Source organism: Klebsiella michiganensis, from assembly GCA_000963575.1.
Taxonomy (GTDB): Bacteria; Pseudomonadota; Gammaproteobacteria; order Enterobacterales; family Enterobacteriaceae; genus Cedecea; species Cedecea michiganensis_A.
The window spans coordinates 3,682,886-3,707,074 of sequence record CP011077.1; the positions used below are offsets into that span (position 1 = coordinate 3,682,886).

The following is a 24,189-nucleotide window of genomic DNA, read 5'->3' on the forward strand; positions in this document are numbered from 1 at the left end:
ACAAAGAGGGAAAAAGCGTGGTTTTTTCCTCTTTGTTGTTTATCTGCCGAAAATCAATGAATTGATTTTCCAGGTTTATTTTTTTTGATGCCTTCTGCAAGTTTTGCTCTCACCTGAGTTTTTAACCAGATTGAAAGCGCTTCTACATTTTTGTCTGTCTCTCATAAAGTTGTCATGGTCAGATGAGAGAGTTTCATCTGCATAGTTGGACATTCTCCGCTAAAGCTCGCCATAATAACTGACGTGACGGTGACGGCATTGCCACGTCCACGAAAACGGAGTGTGAGGACTAATGGGTCAGGATAAGCTGTATATCGAAAAAGAACTGAGCTGGTTGTCTTTTAACGAACGCGTTCTGCAGGAAGCGGCGGACAAGCTCAACCCGTTGATTGAAAGGATGCGTTTTCTCGGCATCTATTCCAATAACCTCGATGAATTCTATAAAGTGCGTTTCGCCGAACTGAAACGCCGTATTTTAATCAGTGAAGAACAGGGTTCTCCTTCCAACCAGCGCCACCTGTTGAATAAGATTCAGGCCAGGGTGCTGAAGGCCGATCAGGAATTTGACAGCCTGTATAACGAGCTGCTGCTGGAGATGGCGCGGAACCAAATCTTCCTGATTAACGAACGTCAGCTTTCCGAGAATCAGCAAAGCTGGCTGCGCAGCTACTTCAAACATCAGCTTCGCCCGCACATCACGCCGATTTTGATCAACCGCGATACCGACCTGGTGCAGTTCCTGAAGGACGACTACACCTATCTGGCGGTGGAAATCATTCGCGGGGACAGCATTCGCTACGCGCTGCTGGAGATCCCGTCAGACAAAGTCCCACGTTTTGTGAACCTGCCGCCTGAAGCGCCCCGTCGCCGTAAGCCGATGATCCTGCTGGATAACATCCTGCGCTACTGCCTGGACGATATCTTCAAAGGCTTCTTCGACTATGACGCGCTCAACGCCTATTCGATGAAAATGACGCGTGACGCCGAGTACGATCTGGTCACCGAAATGGAATCCAGCCTGCTGGAACTGATGTCGTCCAGCCTGAAACAGCGTCTGACCGCCGAGCCGGTGCGCTTTGTTTATCAGCGTGACATGCCGGATGCGATGGTGGAAATGCTGCGCGACAAGCTGACCATTTCCAACTACGACTCGATCATCCCCGGCGGGCGTTACCACAACTTTAAAGACTTTATTGGCTTCCCGAACGTCGGGAAAGCTAACCTGGTGAACAAGCCGCTGCCGCGCCTGCGCCATATCTGGTTCGATAAATTCCGTAACGGGTTCGATGCCATCCGCGAGCGCGACGTGCTGCTTTATTACCCGTACCACACCTTCGAACACGTCCTTGAGCTGCTGCGCCAGGCCTCCTTCGACCCGAGCGTGCTGGCGATTAAAATCAATATTTACCGCGTGGCAAAAGACTCGCGCATTATTGATTCAATGATCCACGCCGCGCATAACGGCAAGAAAGTTACCGTGGTGGTAGAGCTGCAGGCACGCTTTGACGAAGAGGCGAATATCCACTGGGCGAAGCGTCTTACCGAGGCGGGCGTCCACGTTATCTTCTCCGCTCCGGGGCTGAAAATTCACGCCAAGCTGTTCCTTATCTCACGTATGGAAGGCGAAGAGATTGTGCGTTATGCGCACATCGGGACCGGTAACTTTAACGAGAAAACCGCCCGTCTCTACACGGACTATTCTCTGCTAACCGCTGATGCCCGCATCACCAACGAAGTGCGTCGCGTGTTTAACTTCATCGAAAATCCGTACCGCCCGGTGACCTTCGACTATCTGCTGGTGTCGCCGCAAAACTCGCGTCGCCTGCTGTACGATTTGGTCGATCGCGAAATCAAGAACGCCCAAAGCGGACAGCCAGCCGGGATCACGCTGAAGCTGAATAACCTGGTGGACAAAGGCCTGGTGGATAGACTTTATGCTGCCTCCAGCGCGGGCGTGAAGGTGAACCTGCTGGTGCGCGGCATGTGTTCGCTGATTCCAGAACTCGACGGGATCAGCGATAATATTCGCGTGCTGAGTATCGTTGACCGTTACCTTGAGCACGACCGGGTCTATATTTTTGAAAACGGTGGCGATAAAAAAGTCTTCCTCTCCTCAGCCGACTGGATGACCCGTAACATCGACTACCGTATTGAAGTGGCCGTCCCGGTCCTCGATCCGCGCCTGAAGCAGCGTATGCTTGATATCATCGATATCCAGCTTAACGACACGGTGAAAGCGCGCATCATCGACAAAGAACTGAGTAATCGCTATGTACCGCGCGGCAACCGCCGTAAAGTGCGTTCGCAACTGGCGATCTACGATTATATTAAATCTCTGGAACAACCTGACTAACGCTCTCAGGCGAAGATAAAATTATGCCGATATCAAACCATGCTCCACGGCCGCAGGAGTTCGCTGCGGTCGACCTCGGCTCGAACAGCTTCCACATGGTCATTGCCCGTGTGGTGGATGGCGCCATGCAAATCATTGGCCGCCTGAAGCAGCGCGTGCACCTCGCGGACGGCCTCGGGCCCGATAACAAATTAAGCGAAGAGGCCATGGAGCGTGGGCTCTCCTGCCTGGCGCTATTTGCCGAACGCCTGCAGGGATTTGCAGCGGACAACGTGTGCATTGTGGGCACCCACTCGCTTCGCGAGGCCACCAATGCCGCGGAGTTTCTGAAACGTGCGGAGAAAGTGATCCCCTATCCGATCGAAATCATTCCCGGGAACGAAGAAGCCCGTCTGATTTTTATGGGAGTGGAACATACTCAGCCGGAGAAAGGCCGCAAGCTGGTGATTGATATCGGTGGTGGCTCCACCGAGCTGGTGATCGGTGAAGATTTTGAGCCAATGCTGGTGGAAAGCCGCCGTATGGGCTGCGTCAGCTTCGCGCAAAACTTCTTCCCCGGCGGCGTCATCAGCCCGGAAAGCTTTAAGCGCGCCCGCATGGCGGCTATCCAAAAACTGGAAACCCTTGCCTGGCAATATCGCCTGCAGGGCTGGAAAGTCGCGCTGGGCGCCTCTGGCTCTATCAAAGCGGCGCATGAAGTGCTGATTGAGATGGGCGAAAAAGACGGGATGATCACCCCGGAGCGCCTGGAGATGCTGCAGCAGGAAGTGCTGAAGTTTAAAACCTTCGACGCCCTGAGCCTGCCGGGCCTGTCCGAAGAGCGTAAAGCGGTGTTCGTGCCAGGGCTTGCCATTCTGTGTGGCGTGTTTGATGCGCTCGCTATCCGCGAACTGCGCCTCTCTGACGGCGCTCTGCGCGAAGGCGTGCTGTACGAAATGGAAGGTCGTTTCCGCCATCAGGATATTCGTATTCGCACCGCGCAAAGCCTGGCGGAGCAGTATCACATCGACAGCGATCAGGCCCGCCGGGTACTGGAAACCGTTGAACTGCTTTACCAGCAGTGGGAAAAACAAAACCACAAGCTGGCTAACCCGCAGATGGCAGCGCTGCTGAAATGGGCCGCGATGCTGCACGAAGTCGGCCTCAGCATCAACCACAGCGGGATGCATCGCCACTCGGCCTATATTCTGCAAAACAGCAACCTGCCGGGCTTCAATCAGGAGCAGCAGATGCTGATGGCTTCCCTGGTGCGCTACCACCGCAAAGCCATCAAGCTGGACGATCTGCCGCGCTTCACGCTGTTTAAAAAGAAACAGTTCCTGCCGCTGATTCAGTTGATTCGTCTGGCCACGCTGCTGAATAACCAGCGCCAGGCGACAACCACGCCACCGACGCTGGTGCTGGAAACCGACGATAACCACTGGACGCTGCGCTTCCCGCACGACTGGTTCAGCCAGAACACGCTGGTGCAGCTGGATTTGGAGCGCGAACAGCTGTACTGGGAAAGCATGACCGGGTGGAAGCTGACCATCGAAGAAGAGGCCGAGGCGGCGCTCTCCGCCTGATTCACTCCATCAGCCCCTTTGCGCCTTCCGGCGCTGAGGGGCTTTGTTCATTTATAAGGCTCTCCAGCGGCTGAGGGCGACCAATCAAATACCCCTGAACATAATCCATGCCCATCGCCCGGACGGCATCCTTCAACGCCTGCGTTTCCACATATTCCGCCACAACCTGCATCTTCTTCATTCTTGCCAGCTGGCATATCGAGCTCACCACCTGGTAGTCCAGGCTGCTGGTTAAAATATTGCGGATAAAACTGCCGTCGATTTTAAGGATGTCGGCGCTCAGCTCTTTGAGGCGTGCATAGCTGGCATAGCCGGTCCCAAAGTCGTCGATGGCGACCCGGCAGCCCATGCGCTGCAGCATCTTCAGCGTTATATTGGCCTGTTCAAGGTTGGTTAAAGAGTGGCTTTCTGTGACTTCGAAGACCAGCTGCCACGGCTCAATGCGGTACTTCGTCAGCAGATGCTGAACATCTTCCGGAAGCTGAGACTGGCACACTGAGGCGGGCGTCAGGTTAATCGCAAGCCTGCAGCCGGGCAAACTGTCGCGGTGCTTATCCATAAACTGAAGGGCGGCATTCAGCACCCAGCGGTCAATGCGGGATGAAAGCCCAAACTCATGGGCTACGGGTAAAAAGAGATCCGGCGACAGCAGTTCGCCTTTATCCCCACGCATCCGCAGCAGCACCTCGTAATAGGCGTCGCCCCGCAGCCCTTCAATACGCTGTGCCATCAGCACAAACAGGTCTTCGTCGAGCGCGTTTTGCAGGCGATTCATCATTTCAACTTTACGTTTGACCGCATTCTGAATGTGATTTGAGCCTTTTTGCTGCAGGCTTTCGGGCTGCTGCGTGGAAAGCGACACCCCGGCCATGGTGCTTAACTCACCGAGCAATAAGTAGAGATGGGACACCGGGTGGCGCACAAAGCAATAGCTGATGCCGATTTGCGGCTGCAGCGGCATGCCGTCCCACATAAAGCGGAACCGCCGGGCGTGGGCGTACAGGAACTCGATTTTAGCCTGGTGAGACTCATAATTGAGGCGCAGGGCAAGGTCGTGCCCGGAAAGGTTATACACCCTCTCTCCGGGCGACAACTGGCCGCGCAAATACTCCGCCAGCTGCTGTTTGTATTGAATGCGCAGTAAAACGCCATAATTGCGCCCAAGCAGCTCCAGTTCGGGAATCGACACAAATCCCAGCGCGGACCAGGGCGTGTTCCCCAGGTCACGACATAACGCGCGTAGATTCGGCATCTGCATCATCGGGTCGATAAACGCCACGCGCCGCGCTTTGTAGTGCAAGAAGCGCTGCCGGGTCGTCACCGCCGCCATTAAGTAGATGGTTATAGAGAACACCGCGTAACAGGACGAGGCGATGGCTAAATGCAGCTGAAAGCCCATGTCCGGAGGCAAATAATTGTGGAACCCACCGCAGAGAATAATCAGCACCACGGTCCAGGCGTTGGTGATAAACAGGAAACCGAAACGCATCGCTCCCCACAGCATAACGGGCAGAATAAGCGTCAGCGTGTAATCGGTATTAAAAATAGTTTTGCTTTGGCTAATCGGATACAGCAGCAGCCAAATAAGCAGGCCAACAAGCGCTGCCCATAGCAGCATTTCACTTCGCGTCACGCCTTTCTGCCGCTGCCCACACATACGTGACCAGAAGCTTTTGATAAAGCGCGGGTGCACTATCATCCGCAAAATAAAATAAAAGAAGGGTAGCCCGGTTAATCCCCACACCAGCACGGCCTGGAAATTAATTAATGTACGGGGGCTCCACGGCGTGGCGGACAGAATAGAAAAGCTGCGATCGTACCAGCCTAAAAATAACCCCAGCTCGTAGAACACCAAAAACAGCAGAGCATTCACCAGCACCAGCCAAAACATGCGCTGGGCGGTGAGCTGCAACATGCCAAAAGTCACAGCGCTGCGCCGCGGCACAAAATAGCGGTAACAGCCCCAGCTAATCGTAATCGGCACGACAAAGTGTAAAACGGCCAGCAATGCAACCCAGCCGCTCTCGGAGGGAACGTAGCGAATCAACAGCGCCAGGATGATGCCGGGCAAAGCTGCGCGACCGAACAGTAAGAGACAGGCGGTCAACAGCGGCAGCGACATATACAGCAGGAATACTCGCCCGCCGTCCAGTACAGTCTGCGCGTTAAACGTTGCCACCAGCGGCAGCAGCAGGCTGGGGAGAATTAGGGGCAGTGCCCACCATTTATTTTTTGATTTTTTATACCAGCTAGCCAGTTGCATACATCTTCGCCAAATTCCCTGTTCCTCATCGGGTATCTCCCGGATATCCTTTCCGGTTAGTTACAGCCCATCTTCCGTCAATACGGGGGCAAATTTTAGTTCGCCAACATCAAGAATAATTGATGCATATCAGTATCAATTCAATGAATCATTGCTGAGGTAAAATTCAGACTGAATATGATTCATATTAGTTCACAACAAATTCACCCATGAATAAAGTGCCCATGAATCATTCATCCAGTGCGTTTTTACATGATGAATAATTGACCTGAGTGGTTCAGTGTGACTAAATAGCCCCGTCGCCCGCAGCTGTCGGGCCAATTTCAAGGACCCCTGCGTGACACAGGTTACGACTATGCAGAGACGAAACCGTTTTAATAATCGCATGACCCGCATTATTCTGCTCATCAGTTTTCTGTTCTTTTTTGGTCGCTTTATTTATTCCTCAATCGGGGCGTGGTACCACCACCAGGATAAAAAAGCAGAAACCCAACAAAGCAGCCAACAGGTGGACAGCGCTAACCGCTAGCCCGAATGTTCCCCGTCAGTGTTCTCTTTTCAGCCCCAAAGCTGCCCATTGCCACTTGTTCAAAAATGCTCAAGCCCCGTGCTCTAAGGCCTCTCGCCTTGACCTAAAGTTAACTTGAGGTTGTAAAGTCACGCCATCAAAAACAGCTGAATGGGCACATTATGGAACAGATTGATGTCGGTTTTACCCACGTCGCATTTATGGTGAAGGATCTGGATAAAAGCGTCGATTTTTACCTCCGCTATACCGCCATGCAGGTCATTCACCACCGCGAACCAAACCTGCCGGACGCGCGCAAGGTTGCCTGGCTAAGCGATCGCACCCGGCCTTTTGCGCTGGTTCTGGTACAGGCGGACAACAATACCGACACCCCGCTGGGAAATTTTGGTCATCTGGGCGTGGCCTGCGCAACTAAAGAAGAAATTGATCAAAAAACGGAAATGGCCAGAGCCGAAGGGGTGCTGCGTAGAGAGCCAGAACAGCTTGGCGACCCGGTAGGTTACTTCGTTTTCTTTGCCGATCCGGACGGCAATACGCTTGAACTCTCCTGGGGCCAACGGGTTGGCATTGAGTCAATGTAACCCCCTAAGGGCGGTAAAAAATCGCCCTTTTCTTCCTTTATGCCGCTTCGTCTTCTTCCATTTATCCCCTCTTTTTTCTTAAGCATCTTATGTTCTAAGCATAGCTATTTATATTCCTATGGGCTTTAGCGGCGACGATTTACTCTCTGCTCAATTCAACGATTAATTGCGGGCAGTGATAAGTTAAATGAGTGGCAGAGCTTCGGTCTATTTACATGAAGAACAGCGGGAATTTGTCAGCAAACTGCGGCGTTCGTGGCTGTGGCGCACGGAGCTGCCAACCTGGCTGCTGATTATCACTATTTATGGCGGATGGTTTGCTACCGTTGCCTGGTGGAAAACAATTGGCCTCTTCCCGGCAACGCTACTGCTCATCTGGTTAGCCACCTGGTACATGTCATTGCAGCATGAACTTTTGCACGGCCACCCGACACGTTTTCCGCGCCTGAACCAGCTGTTCGGGTTAATGCCATTTTCTATTTGGTACCCGTACGGTACCTATCGCGACCTGCATCTTAAACATCACCAGGATGAAGATCTGACCGTGCCGGAAACCGATCCGGAGAGTTACTACTTTACCCGCCGCCGCTGGCAGCATTTTAGCGGCGTTCAGCGGCTGCTGGTGCGTCTGCGTAACACCTTCCCCGGCAGGCTGTTGCTAACGCCGGTGTTGACCATGCGCTGGACGGTAGTGAATATCTGGGAAACCTTCAGCAGCGGTAATCGTCCGGCGATGGCAATGTGGACGGTACATATCCTGCTGCTTATCCCGGTACTCGGCTGGCTGGTGAAGCATGATTTCTCAGTGGTGTACTACCTGCTGGTCGTCACCTGGCCGATGCTGGCGATGACCAAAGTTCGCTCTTTCTTCGAACACCGTGCGGCGGAAGATCCTGAGGCGCGCACCGTCATTAACGAAGCCGGCATGTTCTGGCGCCTGCTGTTCTTAAACCTGAACTACCACTCGGTACACCACGATCTCCCCGGTATTCCGTGGTACGGGTTGCCAACCGTGTATCGCACCTACAAAGAGGAATACCTGCGGCGTAACCAGGGCTTTTTTGTGAACGGCTACGGTGAGCTGATGCGTGAGCATCTGATTAAACCGATCCAGGTGGAGATTAACCCGTTCTTCCCGGACGGACGCCTGGCGCAGGACGCAGTCCCGCAGGAGAAAGCCCATGAGTAAGCTTATCTCTCTGCCGATGTACGACGTGCACCACCCGGATACCGAAGCGCTGTTGGCCACTTTACGCCTGTTGTTGAGCGAAGAAGGACTGGACGGCGATAACCTGATTTATAGCGAACCCGAAGACAGGCTGAGCCACTGGCAAGACTCGCGGCTGCTGATCAGCCAGACCTGCGGTTATCCGCTGCGCGCCCTGCTGCCTGATGTACAGGTCGTAGGGACCTTTCATTACCAGGCCGAAGGCTGCGAAGGATTTCACTACAGCAGCCATCTGATTGTCCGCGCAGCCGACGCAGACAAAACGCTGGCAGATTTCCGGGGCAAACGCGTCGTGTGCAACAGCGACGACTCCCAGTCCGGCTATCACGGCCTGCGCAGCCTGGTCGCACCGCGACAACAAGACGGGAAGTTCTTCTCAGACATCGCGTTTAGCGGTAGCCACCGCCAGTCGCTGGCGGAAGTGCAGGCCGGCACGAGCGATATTGCCGCTATTGATGCGGTGACCCTGGCTTTAGTTGCTCGCCATGAGCCGGCTCGCGTATCAGGCCTGGTTTCTATCGGCACAACCGCGCTGGCTCCGGGTTTGCCGATGATCACCTCAGCGCAAACTTCAGCCGTAGAGCTGGGGCAGTTGCGTCGCGCGTTGAAACGGCTCGGGAGCGAACCCGAGTGGCGAGGCGTCAGGGATGCGTTGCTGATAAAAGATTTTAGCCCTACCCACCGGGATGATTATCAGCCCATTAGCGATGCGGCGCAAAAAGCCGCGGTGAGTGGCCTGGTGACGTTGTAGGTTGCTGCTTTTTTACCCTCACCCCGACCCTCTCCCAAAGGGAGAGGGGGTATTCGTTAATCCCTGCATTTTTTAAGCCCCCTCTCCCTTTGGGAGAGAGGATTCGCTAATGCCAACATTTTTTTGCCCCCTCTCTGCCTGTGGGAGATAGAATTCGCTAATGCCAACATTTTCTAGTCCCATCCCGTGTGGGAGAAAGGGTATTCGCTAATGCCAACATTTTTTAGCCCCATCCCGTGTGGGAGAAAGGGTATTCGTTAATCCCTGCATTTTTTAGCCCCATCCTGTGCGGGAGGAAGGGTATTCGCTAATCCCTGCATTTTTTAAGCCCCCTCTCCCGGCGGGAGAAAGGGTATTCGCTAATCCCTGCATTTTTTAAGCCCCCTCTCCCGGCGGGAGAAAGGGTATTCGCTAATGCCAACATTTTTTAGCCCCCTATCCCGTGTGGGAGAAAGGGTATTCGTTAATCCCTGCGTTTTTAGTCCCCTCTCTGCCTGCGGGAGAGAGGATTCGTTAATGCCAACATTTTTTAGCCCCATCCCGTGTGGGAGAAAGGGTATTCGCTAATCCCTGCGTTTTTAGTCCTCTCTCCCAACGGGAGAGAGAATTCGCTAATGCCAACATTTTTTAGTCCCCTCTCCCCCCTGGGGAGAGGGTTAGGGTGAGGGGCGAACCTGTCACCCACGCCTGAACTGATTCCCCACCGGCGGCAACCCCAGCTTCTCACGCAGCGTACCTGGCCGGTAACCCTGCTGCATCACCCCGCTCTGTTTCAAAATCGGCGCCACCTGGTCGACAAAATTATCAAAATCCACCGGCAGGAACGGGAACATCAGGTTATAGCCGTCCACGGCCCCGGCATGAAACGCCTCGCTCAGCGTGTCGGCAACTTCCTGCGCGGTGCCGATGACCAGCCAGCTGTCGGAGCTTTGAAGCAATAACCTCCCCAGCTGCAGCACCGTCAGGGCTGGATCGTAACCTTTGATGATCTGCAGCGCGGTTCTCAGCCCGTCAAAGCCCTGTTCATCCGGCAAAGGCGGCAGCGGCGCGTGGCTATCGTATTCCCCCATATCCATCCGCAGATAGGTGCCGAGGAGATCCAGCGCCATCTGGTCGTTCATCAGCGTCTGAATCAGCGCCCGGCGCTGCGCCTTTTCTTCCGGCGTGTTCACCACCACCGGCAGCACGCCGCCGAGGATTTTAAAGTGCTCCGGCTCGCGCCCAAGCTCGCGCAAGCGTTTATTCATATCCTCGCGATAGACCAGCCCTTTCTCGATGTTGCTCATAAACACAAAGTGAATATCGGCCTGGGCCGCCGCCAGCGCTTTGCCAGACTCGGAGGAGCCAGCCTGTACCACAATCGGGTGCCCCTGCGGCGGGCGTGGGACATTCAGCGGGCCGCGCACCTTAAAGAATTCGCCTTCGTGGCTGAGCGGATGCACACGTTCAGGATCGGCAAAATAGCCGCTGTGTTTATCAATCAGCACGGCTTCATCTTCCCAGGAATCCCAGAGCTTCCGTACTACTTCGATAAACTCTGCGGCGCGCTCGTAGCGCCTGCCGTGCTCCGGCAAAGTGTCCAGTCCGTAGTTGGCCGCCTCTTCCGGCAGCCAGGAGGTGACGACGTTCCAGCTCGCTCGCCCCCCGCTCAAATGGTCAAGCGAAGCAAAATAGCGCGCCAGATTGTAAGGCTCGGTGTAGGACGTCGAAGCCGTCGCCATCAGGCCGATGTTTTCGGTCACCGCCGAAAGCGCGGCCAGCAGCGTGATCGGTTCGAGACGCGGGTTAGCGTAATGCGGCACGCCGCTCGGCACCGTGTCCCAGATGGCGACATGGTCGGCAATAAAAATGTTATCCAGCACAGCGGCTTCGGCCCTGCGCGCCAGGTCGGCGTAATACTTCAGGGTAAAAATCTCTTTGCCCGGCGCGTCCGGGTGGTGCCAGGAAAAACGATAGTCACCCTGCGGGTTGAAGAAGAACAGGTTAAAAATGGCGGTAGATTGCGGCATGGCGGGATACTCGTAGTGAAATGGCCCTCCCTGGCCGGGGACTCGTTATTTAGCGGCCAGTTTTTCTTTTACCCACTGGTCGGCAACTTTAGCCGGATCTTTATGATCGACATCCACCAGCTTGTTTAGCTGGATCAAATCTTTGGTGGTTAACTTCGCGGAGATATCGTTGAGAACATCTTCCACTTTCGGCGAAACGGCGCCTTTATGCACCAGCGGCACCAGGTTCTGGGCCGGCTGCTCGTGCTTGTCATCCTCCAGCACCACCCACTTCTCTTTCAGCAGATCGCCCTGGGTCGAAACCAGCGTCGCCACGTCGATTTTGCCGGAGTTCAGCGCCAGGCGGCTCAGCGGGCCACCGATATCCAGCGACTTAAAGGATTTGAATTTGATGCCATACACGCGTTCCAGCCCCGGCAGGCCAAGGGCGCGGGTCGCAACTTCCGGCGGGCCACCGACCACCAGCTCAGGGGCAACCTTCGCCAGGTCGGACAGGGTTTTCAGGTTATATTTTTTGGCCGTTTCTTCGCGCACGCCCCATGCGGTGATAGAGGCCGCCGAGGACGGTTTCAGCAATGCTAAATCCGCAGGCAGCGCCTGTTGCAGTTCGGCAGAGACTTCCTGTTCGGTCGTCGCTTTACTGCCGCCGTGGTAGTAGTTCAGCAGCGCGCCGAGGTACTCCGGCACCACATCCAACTCGCCGGATTTCAGCGCCGGAATGATGATTTCGCGGTTGCCGAGGTTAAGCCGAGTTTTCACCTCAATGCCCTGCTGCTTCAGCGCACTGGCGTAAATGTTGGCCAGGATCGTTTGTTCTGAGTAGTTTGCACCGCCAATCGTGACGGTTTCCGCGTGTGCCGCAAACCCCACGCTTGCCAGCCCGGCAGCCAGTAAAGTCAGCCGGAATCCCTTGCTTGCCGTCGTCAGCCAATTTTTCATCATCATCACCCTTCTCTCTTTTATGTTGTGTTGTGCGCAGGCGTTAACCTGCGGTTGGTATTGCAAAATTGAGCCAGCGCTTAGCCACCTGCGACATCAGTAGCTCACAGCCAACCGCCAGCAGGGAAATCACTACCGAACCGGCGATCACCTGCGGGTAGTCACGCTGCCCCAGGCCATCGATCAGGAAGCGCCCGAGGCCATCCAGCCCGGCATAAGCGGCAACCACCGCCGTCGCAATAAGCTGCAGGAGCGAGGTACGAATGCCGGCAAAAATCAGCGGCATTGCCAGCGGAATACGCACTCTGATCAGGCTTTGCAGCGGCGTCATGCCCATCGCTTTTGCCGCATCGCACAGCGTTTGATCGGCGTGGCTGATCCCGACATAGGTGTTGGTCAGCATCGGCGGAATAGCCAGCGCGACGAGGGCGATAAACACCGGCACATCGTTAAAACCCAGCAGCATGATGCACAGCAAGATTATCCCCAGCGAAGGGAACGCCTGGCCAATGTTGAACAGGTTGATGGCGAAAAATGCCCCACGCCGCCAGTAGCCAAGCAAAATGCCGAGCGGCTGGGCGATCAGCGCCCCGAGCAGCAGGCTTACCAGCACGTAATAGAGATGCTCACCAAAGCGGTGCCATATGCCGAGGTCGCCGCCCCAGTGGTCGGCCTGTAAAAACCAAAGCCAGGTTTGATGTACGATATCCATTAGCGCGTCCACCCCGTCAGGCTGTAGCCGAGACGTGCAATCAGCAGGTCAAGTCCCAGCGACAGCACAAGGCTCAGCGCCAGGCTGACCAAAATCGGCGTTAAAAAGTTTTGGTTGAACCCGAGGATCATGAGCTGCCCCAGCCCGCCCTGGCCTATCAGCGCGGTCACGATCACTAAACCCACCAGCGTCACGGAGGCGATGCGCAGCCCGGCAAACAGCGCGGGCAAAATGAGAAACAGCTCCACTTCGATAAAGCGGCCAAAGCGCGTGTAGCCCAAGGCCCGGCCAGACTCCAGCACATCGGCGGGTAGTTTTTGCATGCCTGCCAGTACGTTACGCAACAGGATCAGCAGCGAATAAAGCGTCAGGCCGATGACCGCCGTGGTAACTGACAGTCCGGTCCAGGGTAGCAGCAGAATAAACAGCGCCAGCGACGGGATGGTAAACAGCACCCCGCTCAGGGAAATCAGCGGGCCGGACAGCGCGGGCCAGACGATGGACAGTACAAGCATTCCGGCGGTAAGCAGCGTGCCCATCGCCAGTGACAGCAGCACCATCTGCAAATGCTGCAGCATCAGCTCGCCTATCATGTCGAGATTGTCGGTCACCCATTGCCAGTCAATCATTGCGGTGTAGCTCCTGATGCTGGCTAAGCGCATCGCTTAACAGAGCGCTGTCCACGGCGCCAGCGTAATGCCCTGCCGCAGTGACGCGCACCAGCACCCCCTGCGGGACGTCGAGCAAGGCGCTGTAAACGTGGCGCAGGGAATCACTTTCTTTGGCAATACGGACCGGCAGTTGCTGACCGTTTTCCTGCCAGTGCTGAGGCCGCCCTTCGGCGTCCAGGACCAGCGCGCGCTGCCCGTGGAGCAAGTTAGGGTCGGAAGATGTTGGTTCCCCGTGCGTGAAGACCGGCACATCCCGTCGCGGCAGATCGCCCACGCGCATCATGCCGAGGCGCTTGAGATTGGGCTCGGGGCCAATAAAGTCACGCACAAAATCGCTGGCGGGCCAGGAGAGAATGTTGTCCGGGGTATCAAACTGCCCGAGGTGCCCGCCTTCGCGGAAAATGGCTATACGGTCGCCGAGGCGAATCGCCTCGTTGATATCATGGGTCACCAGAATAATGGTTTTATGCAGCCGGGCCTGCAGCGCCAGAAGCTCGCCCTGAAGCCGATCGCGCACGACGGGATCGATGGCGGCAAAGGGCTCATCCATCAGCAAAATCGGCGGATCTGCCGCAAGGGCGCGGGCGATAGAAACCCGACTTTGCTGCCCGCCGGAAAGCTGATGGGGATACCGCTTCAGCACCAGCGGGTTCAGGGACATCAGCGCCACCAGCTCGTCAATACGGCGGGAAATGGCCCGCTTGTCCCAGCCTAAAAGACGCGGCACGGTAGCGATATTTTCCGCGACGGTGCGATGAGGAAACAGCGCAGGGCTTTGCATCACAAAGCCTATTTTACGGCGCACCTGAATGATGTCGGCGCTGGAGAGCGGCTGGCCCTGAATGTAGACCTCGCCGCTGTCCGGAATATCCAGCCGGTTGATCATTCGCAGCGTGGTGGTTTTCCCGCAGCCGCTGGGGCCAACAAAGGTGCAAAACTCCCCTTCGTTGATGGTCATATTCAGCGAGTTGATCGCGTGCTGCACATTGCCCGGATAGATCTTATTGATATTTTCTAGTTGAATCATGATGCTTCTGCACTTCCTCATACCGCGCAATTTTGCCCTTCGGGCTTATACGTTTCAGCACACGTCGGGGGAGTATTGCAGAGTCAAAAGCGTTCACAAATTCAACATGATGCTAAGAATTGCCAGAAAATAACTATCAGCAATCATCGGGTTATTTCATATAAAAACAACAAATAAGGTAGCTATTTAAAAGCTGTTCCTCACGCTACTATCGGTGAATACGCGCTAAAACGCGCCTGATAATTCCCCCTACAGAAAACTTATCCAATGAACCAAATACACTTTATTGAAGGCCCGGTTGGCGCGGGTAAATCGACCTACGCTAAAGCCCTGGCCAAAAGCGACGGTTTTACCCATATCGCGCTGGATGAGTGGTTCGTGCGGCTCTATAGCCCCGATCGCCCGGCCGGGAATTTTGTGCCCTGGTACGTAGAGCGCAAAGACCGGCTTATCGAGCTTATCCTGAGCTATGCCCGCACGGTGCTTGCCACCAACAGCATTGCGCTGGAGCTGGGGTTAATTCAGCAAGGCCCAAGGCTCGCCCTGCTCCGCCGGCTTCAGGCAGAAGGCATCCCGTTTTGCGTACACGTCCTTGATGCACCTAAAAACGTTCGCCGCGAGCGCGTACAGCGCCGCAATACCGAGCAAGGGGAAACATTCTCGATGGTAGTGTCGGACGAGATTTTTGACATCGCCAGCAGCCTGTGGGAAGCGCCCGATGAATTTGAACAGGAAGAGTTTGAGTTTGTTTTCCCGGCGACTACCAGCCGCTGACTGACCCACAGGGAGAAGCCGCTATGCCCCAGATTTATGCTCGCCCTTTAACGGCGGGAGATACGATCGCCGTGTTTTCCCCCTCATCGGCGGCTACCGCCTTTGCGCCACAGCGCTACCAAAGGGCGAAAGCTTTTATCGAGTCGCAGGGGTTTTGTCTGAGGGAAGGCAGCCTGACGGGCAAAAAGGATTTCTGGCGTTCTGGCTCCATTCGCGAGCGGGCGGATGAGTTTAATGCCCTTTTACATGACCCCAGAGTGCGCTGCATTATTTCGGCCATCGGCGGCTTAAACAGCAACTCGCTGCTGCCATATATCGACTACGCACAGCTGATGAAAGATCCCAAAATCATCATCGGCTATTCGGACGTGACCGCGCTGCTGGTGGGCATCTATCAGAGAACCGGGCTGATTACCTTTTATGGCCCGGTGGTGGTAGCGTCTTTGGGTGAGTTACCTCCGCTGGTCGACAGCACGTTTGACTATTTCCTCGATGTCCTCAGCCGACCACAGGCGCTGCCGTACACGCTCAGCCAGCCCGCAGCATGGACCGAGGAGATGATCGACTGGGAAACGCAGTCCCGGGCAAAAATCTTGCAGCCGGGTGGCTGGTGCTTCGAGGGCGCAGGCAAGGTAGAAGGCCGCGTCATCGGCGGCAACCTGAATACGCTTTACGGCATCTGGGGCAGCGAATACATGCCCGATATCAACCGGGGCGATATTCTGTTTATTGAGGATAGCCTGCACAGCGCGGCGGAGCTGGAGCGAGAGTTTGCCCATCTTTTGCTGTGCGGCGTGTTCGACCGCATCGCCGCCATTGTGCTCGGCAGACACGAGCTGTTTGACGACCAGGGCAGCGGAAAAACGCCGCTACAAATCCTGAGGGAAGTGCTGAATGGCCGCGAGATCCCCATTGTCTCCGATTTCGACTGCTGCCATACGCACCCAATGCTGACGCTCCCGCTCGGCGTGCGGATGCGCATCGACTTTGACACTCAGGCCATTTCGTTGACCAGCCAGTGGCTGGCATAAAACAGAGGAGTCGAAACTGTGGCAGAAGAAATTATTCAGGCAGGGAAAACCAGAGTGCTCCGTTTTACTGAGCAAGGCGCCCCGTTTGATGACGACGCGATGCGGGAAGGCATCAGCCAGGCCATTGAGGTACAGGCGGAGTGGATCGCGATCCCCGTCGCGCGGCTGCCTGGTAGCTTTTTCGATTTGCGTACCGGCGTAGCGGGCCTGTGGCTACAAAAGCTGGTGAATTACCGGCTTGGGGTGGCGATCCTCGGGGACGTTGGGCCCTGGCAAAGTAAGAGCCAGGCGCTCGAAGCGCTGATCGTGGAATGCAATCGGGGCAAAAGCTGCTGGTTTTTGCCGGATCTTGCGAGACTTCAACAGCGCCTGGCCAACGCCGCTCAGTAATCGAACGCCAGCATGCCTGAACGCCAGACGCTGGTCGTGCGGATCAGCGCCTTGTCGCGCAGGAAGTTAATCAGCGTGGCGATCACTTTGTCGTGGCGCAGCTCTGGGCGGGTGACGATGAACAGATGGCGGCGCAGCGGCTGGGGTAAATCCAGAATGCGCATATTTTCCGGCACCGGCAGCACCGAAAGCCACGGCATAATGGAGAACCCCAGGCCCTGATTCACCAGCCCGACAATCCCGCTGTCGCTGGCCAGCTTATGCACCACCTCATTACGCAGCCCCATCTCACGACAGCGCTCCACGGCGGGGCTCAGCGTGTTCGCATTCGGCTGGATAAATGGCAGGTTTTCCAGTTGATGCCAGCTAAAAGGCTGCCGCAGGCGGAAGCTGCGGGGCAGCATCAGCACGTAAGGATCGCTGATGTACGGCACGCCGTGCAGCGAATCCGGGTAGCCCTGAATGGTAATACCGATATCCGCCCGCCCGGATACCACCGCGTCGTTGAGGTGATGGTATTCCGTCGCGCCGTCATCGATATCCAGATGGATATCGGGCAAGGCCGTGGCCAGCGCTTCAAAATAAGGCGGCAGCAGGTTAGCCGTCGCGCTGCGGAAACAGGCCACCCGCACACGCCCGGCAAGCTGTGGCGCTTCGGCCGCCGTCTGTTCAATGCCGTCCAGCAGCTGCATGATTTTTTTAGCATCTTTGAGGATTTGCGTGCAGGCGGCAGTCGGAATACAGCCGCTGCGCGAGCGATGCAGCAGGCGCACGTTCAGGTGCTGCTCCAGCTCGGCAATGGCGTGGCTGATGCGCGACTGCGTACAGCCCAATGCTGCGGCTGCGGCGCTAAAACCATTGTTTTCAACTGCGGCTATCAGCATTTCCAGCTGATTTAGCTTTATTCCGGCCATATTTTCAGTCAGTTATTGGACGTGACGTGTTTCGACAAATCGAATTTCTTCATAGATAAGGAAAACATATCACGGTTTTCGGTTGCCGCCTACCGGCCTTCCTTTCCATCATAAAGCCAGCCAGTACGGCGCATAAAAGCAAGAATGCACCACCCGAACCAAGCACTTTTAAGGAAAACCTGAGCATGCCCGGCATCATCCATTACGGCACCTTTGTCGTCTCTTTCATCCTGCTGTTAATCATTCCCGGCCCCGGCAATCTGATCCTGATCACCAGCGCCAGCAAAGGCGGGGCGCGAAGCGGCTATCTCTGCCTGATGGGGATATTGCTGGGTGACCAGGTGCTGCTGTGGCTTGCCATTGCTGGCGTGGCGGCGCTGCTGGAATCCTCGCCTCACGTTTTTCAGGTCATTAAATGGCTGGGTGCCGCTTACCTGCTGTGGATGGGCGCACAGCTGCTGCTGAAGGCCAAAACCAGCGCGCCGCCGCCGCCGGTGACCGGCAAAAGAACACCGTTTTTACAGGGCATGGTCATCACCCTGATGAACCCCAAACCCATTCTGTTTTACGTAATGTTCCTGCCGCTGTTTATCGACCCTGCGCGCAGCCTGGGGATCCCGACGTTCGCTATTCTGGCTGGCACGGCGGCCGTGCTGACCTTTATCTACTGTTCGATAATGATATTCCTGACGACTTCGCTTGCCGAGAAAGTGCGGTCGCGGCCGGGCATGGTTTATCTGCTGGGGAAAGCCACCGGCCTGTTCCTGGCGATATTTGCGGTGAAGCTGGCGTTTTTTAGCTGAGGCCCATGGCTAAGCGAAAATAAAGGGGGCATCTTACTGCCCCCGATTAAGCTTACTCAAAACGCCGTAACGTTCTGGGTAACTGGCTAAACAATTCATAGCCATCGTCGGTGATGAGCAACATATCTTCCAGCATGATAGCCCCGACGCCGATGCCGTAGTAAGGCGTTTCCACGCTAAAGACCATGCCCGGTTCAAAGGTTTCGGTTGCCGCCGCGCTCACGAAAGGCGCCTCTTCCAGGCCTAAGAACAGCCCGTCCCCATGCCCTAGATGACCCCGGTTATAGTGCGGTAAGCCATTGGCTTTGATTTTACTCATCGTGTCGTTAAACACATGACTGAGCTTCACGCCCGGGCCAATCAGGCCGAGCATGTGCTCGTGGCCCTGCAAAATGGTTTGGTAGATTCGCTCCGCCATGGCCGTTGGCTGCCCGAACACCACGGTACGCGCCAAATCCGCGCCGTATCCGGCGACATCCACGCCGCAGTCAAATTTGATTAAATCCCCCGGTTTAACGGGGTCACGACTCGGGATTAATTTAGGGGCAAAGTCATCCCCTACCGAGATCAAATGGAAGCGCGAAAGGTTCGTTTCCGGGTGCTGCATAATGGCTGCTTTATAGGCGGCGGTGAGATCCCACGCCGAACATCCCTCACCAATCACCTTAAAGGCTTCACTGATGCCATACTCGGTTACCTGCGCACTTTTACGCAAGAAGGCTATCTCCCACGGGCTTTTGACCATTCGTAGCTCATTGAAGATTGCCGTGGAGTCCACCAGCCGTAAATTCGGGATCGCCTTATCCAGCACCTGCTTGCCGCCATTGCTCATCGCATTCAGCTCGATAGCGATGTTTTTATCCAGCACGCCAGCATCCGCCAATGCGGACTTGAGCAGCGTGAAAACCGCCTCAACCGGTGGGCCAATCGGCCGTTCTTTCACTACCCGCTGCGGGTTGAAAGGCTCATCGACATCCACCCAAACCGGGAAGGTCTTCAGCTCATAATTCGCCAGCTCAAACTGCAGGCCAGCCGCCTCGAACTCGTTCATCACAACCAAAGATGGCAGCTTTTCATCCCGGAAAATGACCGCCAGCGCCGCGCCGGTGTGGCGGAAGGTGTACATAAAGAAACTGGCAAACCCGGTGACATGGCAAAAGTTGTCCGGGGTGGTCACCACCAAAGCCTCAATATTGTTCCGGGCCATGATTGCTCTGGCCTTGGCCGTGACCGCCTGGAGATGATCTGCTTTATTCATGGTGCTCGTTACCTCAATCTTGTTTAACTTTTGCCGTAGTCAGGCCGCCAGATGTTTTAGCAGATCAATCGGGATTTATATAGCGGGCTTTTGAGTCAGGCATTGAGGTCGCGCAGCAGGCTTTCGAGCCTTGTTTCTCCCTCAACGGTTTGCGCTCCGGCCTTCAGCCCGCCCCGGATCAACCTCTCTGCCGCAGGCCGGGCGAAGAGTCCAGCCCAGGCATCGTGTTCGCGGTGGAACCCTTCCCGAAGATCGGAAGCCGGGATAGCTTTTTTCGCCGCCTGAATCACGCCTTCAGGCAGGCTGGCAATGTTGTTCGCCAGTCTCTCAACAAACGAGTCCAGGTCATCATCAGGTAATGCCCGGTTGATCCAGCCATATCGCTCCGCCAGTTTGGCCTCAATAAGCTCCGCCCCCAGCACCACTTCAAGCGCCCTCCCTCGCGTCATTCTGTCCAACAGATATTGCGTCGCCCCGCCGCCTGGAACGATCCCCATCAACGCTTCACACTGAGCCAGCCCTGCTCGCTTTTCTGCGGCAAATGCCATATCCGCGGCGGCAACAAACTCTGCGCCACCACCTCGGGCCAGGCCAGCCAGCTTAACGAGGGTAACCTGCGGCTGGCTACGTAGAAGTTCGCCCAAAGCCTGGAAAGGATTAAGCCCATCAGGAGCAGCATTCGCCAGTTCATCAAAGGCGTGAGGCTCATCAATCAGCGTCATATCCACATGGGCGATAAAGAATTCGGGAATGGCACTGTCAAAAACCAAAACATGGACAGCCGGATCGTTTCGCACCGACAGCAGAACGTGAGTGAGCTCGGACATGAGCGCGACATCAAGAACATTCACCGGCGGATTATTAATCGTCACCGTCAACACACCATTACGCTGAGAGATCAGAAGCTTGCTGTAATTTGTCTTTATCATCGGGGTTTCCTTTATCATCTGGAAAGAGTGAGGTCGTATTTTCGCCCTCCCCCGGATAGTATATTTTGGATACCTGGCGTCAATTACGCACCTTAAACATCCCAGGGATGCTGGAGGATACCTATGAGCAAGAGTGACCTTGTTTACCGGGCAGACTGCCCAAGCCGTATCGTGCTCGATCAGATAGCCGATAAGTGGTCAATGATGGTGCTGGAAGTGCTGCGAGAGCCGCAGCGTTTTAACGCCATTAAGCGAAGACTGGATGGTGTGACGCAGCGAGTCCTGACGCAGACGCTGCGCAAGCTGGAGCGCAACGGCATGGTCAAACGCAAAGTGCTGGATGGCCGGGTGCTCGGCGTGGAATATTCTCTGACGCCGCTAGGACAATCCCTGCAGGAGCCTTTCTCACGCCTGTTTAACTGGACGCTGGAAAATATAGACACCATCCAGCACTGCCAGAAGCTGTATGACGCTGAGAGTGAATAAGTTAAAAGATCTGTACAACACAAGCACAACGAAGCTCTATATTTGAAGCCCAATAAATATTATGTAGATAAATTTCATGATTGATATCCCCTGCCCCTGCTGCGGCTTTTTAACATTTGAAGAGTATTATGGCTCATTCGAGATTTGCTCTGTCTGTGGCTGGGAAGATGATGGCGTACAGCTCGCAAACCCGACTTCTGCAGGTGGGGCGAATAAAATTTCACTTGCAGATGCACAAACCGATGCACTAAAAAAATACCCTCTGCCTCTAAATTTAGCTTCGGGTTATTACCGTGCCTCTGACTGGCGGCCATTAAATACCAATGATACACAGGCAGCAGATAAGCTTCGCGCTGCAAATCACTGGCACACTCAGGCCGTAGTGAGCGAATCAGAGGCTTATTGGCGGCAATAAATAAGGACAAAGCAATTCATTATGAGCTACATCGATTCAATCAAACATGAGCTCGTTGGTTTCTTCAATGGGCTTCCTGTTTATCATCCTCTCGAAACCGTGGAAGGGGAATCATGGGGAAGCTATTATTTTTCCTGTTCTCCGGCCAATCTTATCATTGGGGGCGGAGCGGGAGAACATCCTGCGCTTGTCCTTCATAACCTTGAATCCCTCGTTGCGGCCTATCTTCTCCATGCTATAGAGCAGGACGAAGTTCATTTTGCTGAACGGTATTCCCCGCCGCCAGACCATACACGGGAAACGTTATTCGACATTTTCCTTTGTGAAAAACCAGCACTTGAGTTCTGTGGCTGGTCGATGAAACAAATACATGACTTCGTTGAATTAGCCAAATCCCCTTTACATGCCTCGCCGTTAAAAGCAGATCAATCACCTGAGGAATGGATAAAGATATCGATTGGCGAGTTTATTTATTTCTCTCTAAGCGAACTCAATCCCCTGGCAAAGGAAATGGCCACTTTAGAAGGCATTGAACAACCTGGATATTGGTTGCGCAACGTCACTTGTCCGCCGCCAAACTATGTCAAATCGAAAAAAGAATCTCTCGCGAGTGATGACGCTTTCAAGCTATGCGGATATTTTCGTTGGGATTATGTTTACCCGCCTGAAGAATAAAACCCCTGAGCAACAGTCACCGCCAGAGAACAAAGGCTTTGTACTTATTGCATCTTAAAAAAGTCGTTGTTTTCTGCGTACTCCACAAGCTATGAGCCACATGCGTAGGTTCTTAAACTCAGGAGGTAGTTAGGGGCATGATTACGGCGAGGTTTTAATATGCGAGAAATAAAAAAATCGCCAGAAAATCCTTCGATTTTACTGGCGACTTTTGAAGCTAGCGGTTTTTAGTCTGCGCTAAAAACTTATTCCCACTCAATCGTCGCCGGTGGCTTACCGGAGATATCGTAAACCACGCGGGAGATGCCGTTCACTTCGTTGATGATGCGGTTGGACACGCGGCCGAGGAAGTCATACGGCAGGTGCGCCCAGTGCGCGGTCATGAAGTCGATGGTTTCTACCGCACGCAGGGAAACAACCCAGTCATACTTGCGGCCATCGCCCATTACGCCCACGGAACGAACCGGCAGGAACACGGTGAACGCCTGGCTCACTTTGTTGTACAGATCGGCTTTGTGCAGCTCTTCAATGAAGATAGCGTCGGCGCGGCGCAGCAGGTCGCAGTACTCTTTCTTCACTTCACCCAGCACGCGAACACCGAGGCCTGGGCCCGGGAACGGGTGGCGGTAAAGCATGTCGTACGGCAGGCCCAGCTCGAGGCCAATCTTACGCACTTCGTCTTTGAACAGCTCACGCAGCGGCTCAACCAGCCCCATCTTCATCTCTTTCGGCAGGCCGCCCACGTTGTGGTGAGATTTGATGACGTGCGCTTTCCCGGTCGCGGAGGCCGCAGACTCAATAACGTCAGGATAGATGGTGCCCTGCGCCAGCCATTTAACGTCTTCCAGCTTCAGCGCTTCTTCGTCGAACACTTCCACGAAGACGCGGCCGATGATCTTACGCTTGGCTTCCGGGTCGTTCTCGCCCGCCAGCGCGGTCAGGAAGCGGTTTTCGCCTTCAACGTGAACGATGTTCAGGCCGAAGTGGTCGCCGAACATGTCCATCACCTGCTGAGCTTCGTTCAGGCGCAGCAGGCCGTTGTCCACGAACACGCAGGTCAGATTTTTACCGATAGCGCGGTGCAGCAGCATCGCGGTCACGGAGGAGTCAACGCCGCCGGACAGGCCAAGGATAACTTTGTCGTCACCCACCTGCTCGCGGATGCGGACGATGGCGTCTTCGATGATTTTGGCCGGGGTCCACAGCGCTTCGCAGCCGCAGATTTCCAGCACAAAACGCTCCAGCAGACGCTGGCCCTGACGGGTGTGGGTCACTTCCGGGTGGAACTGCACGCCGTAGAAGCGTTTTTCTTCGTTGGCCATAATGGCAAACGGACAGGTTTCGGTGCTGGCAACGGTCACGAAGTCGGACGGGATAGCGGTGACTTTGTCGCCGTGGCTCATCCAGACGTCCAGCAGCGGCTTACCGGCAGCGCTCAGGGAGTCTTCGATGCCGCGAACCAGCGCGCTGTCGGTTTTCACTTCAACCTGCGCGTAGCCAAATTCACGTTCGTTGGAGCTTTCAACGTGGCCGCCCAGCTGCATCGCCATGGTCTGCATGCCATAGCAAACGCCGAACACCGGCACGCCGGCTTCGAACACATACTCAGGCGCACGCGGGCTGTTTTCTTCGGTGGTGCTTTCCGGGCCACCGGAAAGGATGATACCGCTTGGGTTGAACTCACGAATTTGAGCTTCGGTAACATCCCAGGCCCACAGTTCGCAGTACACGCCCAGCTCACGGACGCGGCGCGCCACCAGCTGAGTATACTGAGAACCGAAGTCGAGGATCAGAATGCGATGTTTATGAATGTTTTCCGTCATTGACGTTAATTCCGAGGCAAGTGATACAAAACAAAAACACCCGGCATAAAGCCGGGTGCATAA

The 24,189-nt window shown here is 55.1% G+C and carries 22 protein-coding genes; 12 read left to right on the top strand and 10 right to left on the bottom strand.

The genetic code is table 11. The annotated features are described in order from the left end of the window. Window positions 1-292: 292 nt before the first annotated feature. Together VW41_16965 and VW41_16970 are read left to right on the top strand one after the other, a co-directional pair. The gene (locus VW41_16965) at window positions 293-2,353 is read left to right on the top strand and encodes a polyphosphate kinase (GenBank protein ID AJZ90596.1); all 2,061 of its coding nucleotides are present in this window, start codon (window positions 293-295) and stop codon (window positions 2,351-2,353) included. Window positions 2,354-2,376: 23 nt separating this feature from the next. Continuing rightward, window positions 2,377-3,918: an exopolyphosphatase gene (locus VW41_16970; GenBank protein AJZ90597.1), complete on the top strand. Its 1,542-nt coding sequence runs from the start codon at window positions 2,377-2,379 to the stop codon at window positions 3,916-3,918. Window position 3,919: 1 nt separating this feature from the next. Here VW41_16970 and VW41_16975 read toward each other — a convergent pair whose 3' ends face one another. After that, on the bottom strand, window positions 3,920-6,181 hold the full coding sequence (locus VW41_16975) for a c-di-GMP phosphodiesterase (protein ID AJZ90598.1): 2,262 nt from the start codon (window positions 6,179-6,181) through the stop codon (window positions 3,920-3,922). Window positions 6,182-6,536: 355 nt separating this feature from the next. Between VW41_16975 and VW41_16980 the strand changes: the two genes are divergently transcribed. The 4 genes from VW41_16980 to VW41_16995 all read left to right on the top strand — a co-directional run bounded on the left by VW41_16980 (window position 6,537) and on the right by VW41_16995 (window position 9,270). Then, complete coding sequence (locus tag VW41_16980; GenBank protein AJZ90599.1) at window positions 6,537-6,710, top strand: membrane protein; 174 nt, start codon at window positions 6,537-6,539, stop codon at window positions 6,708-6,710. A gap of 161 nt (window positions 6,711-6,871) precedes the next feature. Continuing rightward, window positions 6,872-7,291, top strand: a complete 420-nt coding sequence (locus VW41_16985) for a glyoxalase/bleomycin resistance protein/dioxygenase (protein ID AJZ90600.1) — start codon at window positions 6,872-6,874, stop codon at window positions 7,289-7,291. Between the two features lie 187 nt (window positions 7,292-7,478). Next, window positions 7,479-8,480: a fatty acid desaturase gene (locus VW41_16990; GenBank protein AJZ90601.1), complete on the top strand. Its 1,002-nt coding sequence runs from the start codon at window positions 7,479-7,481 to the stop codon at window positions 8,478-8,480. Continuing rightward, window positions 8,473-9,270 carry a phosphate ABC transporter substrate-binding protein gene (locus VW41_16995; protein AJZ90602.1) on the top strand — a complete coding sequence of 266 codons (798 nt, stop codon included), beginning with the start codon at window positions 8,473-8,475 and terminating at the stop codon, window positions 9,268-9,270. The genes VW41_16990 and VW41_16995 overlap by 8 nt, the downstream gene beginning before the upstream one ends. Before the next feature lie 677 nt (window positions 9,271-9,947). Here the strand turns inward: VW41_16995 and VW41_17000 are convergent. From VW41_17000 to VW41_17020, 5 genes are read right to left on the bottom strand one after another with little or no spacing between them, the layout of a single operon-like run. Further along, on the bottom strand, window positions 9,948-11,279 hold the full coding sequence (locus VW41_17000) for a monooxygenase (GenBank protein AJZ90603.1): 1,332 nt from the start codon (window positions 11,277-11,279) through the stop codon (window positions 9,948-9,950). A 45-nt stretch (window positions 11,280-11,324) separates the two neighbouring features. Beyond that, window positions 11,325-12,224: a quaternary ammonium transporter gene (locus tag VW41_17005; GenBank protein AJZ90604.1), complete on the bottom strand. Its 900-nt coding sequence runs from the start codon at window positions 12,222-12,224 to the stop codon at window positions 11,325-11,327. Window positions 12,225-12,261: 37 nt separating this feature from the next. Further along, complete coding sequence (locus VW41_17010) at window positions 12,262-12,930, bottom strand: ABC transporter permease (protein ID AJZ90605.1); 669 nt, start codon at window positions 12,928-12,930, stop codon at window positions 12,262-12,264. Then, window positions 12,930-13,559 (bottom strand): quaternary ammonium transporter, encoded by a 630-nt coding sequence (locus VW41_17015; protein ID AJZ90606.1) that lies wholly within the window; start codon window positions 13,557-13,559, stop codon window positions 12,930-12,932. Before VW41_17015 ends, VW41_17010 begins: the two co-directional genes overlap by 1 nt. Further along, window positions 13,552-14,628, bottom strand: a complete 1,077-nt coding sequence (locus VW41_17020) for an ABC transporter ATP-binding protein (GenBank protein ID AJZ90607.1) — start codon at window positions 14,626-14,628, stop codon at window positions 13,552-13,554. The genes VW41_17015 and VW41_17020 overlap by 8 nt, the downstream gene beginning before the upstream one ends. 267 nt (window positions 14,629-14,895) lie before the next feature. On the opposite strand from VW41_17020, the gene VW41_17025 reads away from it, so the two are divergent. The 3 genes from VW41_17025 to VW41_17035 are packed head-to-tail and all read left to right on the top strand — an operon-like array spanning window position 14,896 to window position 16,823. Next, a complete protein-coding gene (locus tag VW41_17025) occupies window positions 14,896-15,402 on the top strand; it encodes a glyoxalase/bleomycin resistance protein/dioxygenase (GenBank protein AJZ90608.1) in 507 nt (168 codons plus the stop codon). 23 nt (window positions 15,403-15,425) lie between these two features. Beyond that, on the top strand, window positions 15,426-16,433 hold the full coding sequence (locus VW41_17030; protein ID AJZ90609.1) for a peptidase S66: 1,008 nt from the start codon (window positions 15,426-15,428) through the stop codon (window positions 16,431-16,433). 18 nt (window positions 16,434-16,451) lie between these two features. After that, a complete protein-coding gene (locus VW41_17035; GenBank protein ID AJZ90610.1) occupies window positions 16,452-16,823 on the top strand; it encodes a hypothetical protein in 372 nt (123 codons plus the stop codon). On the opposite strand, the gene VW41_17040 is transcribed toward VW41_17035, so the two are convergent. Further along, window positions 16,817-17,737, bottom strand: a complete 921-nt coding sequence (locus tag VW41_17040) for a LysR family transcriptional regulator (GenBank protein AJZ90611.1) — start codon at window positions 17,735-17,737, stop codon at window positions 16,817-16,819. The genes VW41_17035 and VW41_17040 overlap by 7 nt on opposite strands. Window positions 17,738-17,922: 185 nt before the next feature. Here VW41_17040 and VW41_17045 point away from each other — a divergent pair, with 185 nt between their 5' ends. Next, on the top strand, window positions 17,923-18,540 hold the full coding sequence (locus VW41_17045; GenBank protein AJZ90612.1) for an amino acid transporter LysE: 618 nt from the start codon (window positions 17,923-17,925) through the stop codon (window positions 18,538-18,540). A 52-nt stretch (window positions 18,541-18,592) separates the two neighbouring features. Here the strand turns inward: VW41_17045 and VW41_17050 are convergent, their stop codons facing one another. Beyond that, on the bottom strand, window positions 18,593-19,798 hold the full coding sequence (locus tag VW41_17050; GenBank protein ID AJZ90613.1) for a peptidase: 1,206 nt from the start codon (window positions 19,796-19,798) through the stop codon (window positions 18,593-18,595). Window positions 19,799-19,893: 95 nt separating this feature from the next. Then, window positions 19,894-20,727, bottom strand: coding sequence for an enoyl-CoA hydratase (locus VW41_17055; GenBank protein ID AJZ90614.1), 834 nt, complete (start codon window positions 20,725-20,727; stop codon window positions 19,894-19,896). Window positions 20,728-20,850: 123 nt separating this feature from the next. Here VW41_17055 and VW41_17060 point away from each other — a divergent pair, with 123 nt between their 5' ends. Beyond that, window positions 20,851-21,213 (top strand): HxlR family transcriptional regulator, encoded by a 363-nt coding sequence (locus VW41_17060; GenBank protein ID AJZ90615.1) that lies wholly within the window; start codon window positions 20,851-20,853, stop codon window positions 21,211-21,213. A gap of 436 nt (window positions 21,214-21,649) precedes the next feature. Beyond that, a complete protein-coding gene (locus VW41_17065; protein ID AJZ90616.1) occupies window positions 21,650-22,303 on the top strand; it encodes a hypothetical protein in 654 nt (217 codons plus the stop codon). 245 nt (window positions 22,304-22,548) lie between these two features. On the opposite strand, the gene guaA is transcribed toward VW41_17065, so the two are convergent. Continuing rightward, window positions 22,549-24,126: a GMP synthase gene (gene guaA, locus VW41_17070; GenBank protein ID AJZ90617.1), complete on the bottom strand. Its 1,578-nt coding sequence runs from the start codon at window positions 24,124-24,126 to the stop codon at window positions 22,549-22,551. Window positions 24,127-24,189: the final 63 nt, after the last annotated feature.

Coding starts and splice junctions, on each gene's coding strand:
- VW41_16965 (AJZ90596.1), top strand. CDS start 293: ATGGGTCAGGATAAGCTGTATATCGAAAAAGAACTGAGCTGGTTGTCT.
- VW41_16970 (AJZ90597.1), top strand. CDS start 2,377: ATGCCGATATCAAACCATGCTCCACGGCCGCAGGAGTTCGCTGCGGTC.
- VW41_16975 (AJZ90598.1), bottom strand. CDS start 6,181: ATGCAACTGGCTAGCTGGTATAAAAAATCAAAAAATAAATGGTGGGCA.
- VW41_16980 (AJZ90599.1), top strand. CDS start 6,537: ATGCAGAGACGAAACCGTTTTAATAATCGCATGACCCGCATTATTCTG.
- VW41_16985 (AJZ90600.1), top strand. CDS start 6,872: ATGGAACAGATTGATGTCGGTTTTACCCACGTCGCATTTATGGTGAAG.
- VW41_16990 (AJZ90601.1), top strand. CDS start 7,479: ATGAGTGGCAGAGCTTCGGTCTATTTACATGAAGAACAGCGGGAATTT.
- VW41_16995 (AJZ90602.1), top strand. CDS start 8,473: ATGAGTAAGCTTATCTCTCTGCCGATGTACGACGTGCACCACCCGGAT.
- VW41_17000 (AJZ90603.1), bottom strand. CDS start 11,279: ATGCCGCAATCTACCGCCATTTTTAACCTGTTCTTCTTCAACCCGCAG.
- VW41_17005 (AJZ90604.1), bottom strand. CDS start 12,224: ATGATGATGAAAAATTGGCTGACGACGGCAAGCAAGGGATTCCGGCTG.
- VW41_17010 (AJZ90605.1), bottom strand. CDS start 12,930: ATGGATATCGTACATCAAACCTGGCTTTGGTTTTTACAGGCCGACCAC.
- VW41_17015 (AJZ90606.1), bottom strand. CDS start 13,559: ATGATTGACTGGCAATGGGTGACCGACAATCTCGACATGATAGGCGAG.
- VW41_17020 (AJZ90607.1), bottom strand. CDS start 14,628: ATGATTCAACTAGAAAATATCAATAAGATCTATCCGGGCAATGTGCAG.
- VW41_17025 (AJZ90608.1), top strand. CDS start 14,896: ATGAACCAAATACACTTTATTGAAGGCCCGGTTGGCGCGGGTAAATCG.
- VW41_17030 (AJZ90609.1), top strand. CDS start 15,426: ATGCCCCAGATTTATGCTCGCCCTTTAACGGCGGGAGATACGATCGCC.
- VW41_17040 (AJZ90611.1), bottom strand. CDS start 17,737: ATGGCCGGAATAAAGCTAAATCAGCTGGAAATGCTGATAGCCGCAGTT.
- VW41_17045 (AJZ90612.1), top strand. CDS start 17,923: ATGCCCGGCATCATCCATTACGGCACCTTTGTCGTCTCTTTCATCCTG.
- VW41_17050 (AJZ90613.1), bottom strand. CDS start 19,798: ATGAATAAAGCAGATCATCTCCAGGCGGTCACGGCCAAGGCCAGAGCA.
- VW41_17055 (AJZ90614.1), bottom strand. CDS start 20,727: ATGATAAAGACAAATTACAGCAAGCTTCTGATCTCTCAGCGTAATGGT.
- VW41_17060 (AJZ90615.1), top strand. CDS start 20,851: ATGAGCAAGAGTGACCTTGTTTACCGGGCAGACTGCCCAAGCCGTATC.
- VW41_17065 (AJZ90616.1), top strand. CDS start 21,650: ATGAGCTACATCGATTCAATCAAACATGAGCTCGTTGGTTTCTTCAAT.
- guaA (AJZ90617.1), bottom strand. CDS start 24,126: ATGACGGAAAACATTCATAAACATCGCATTCTGATCCTCGACTTCGGT.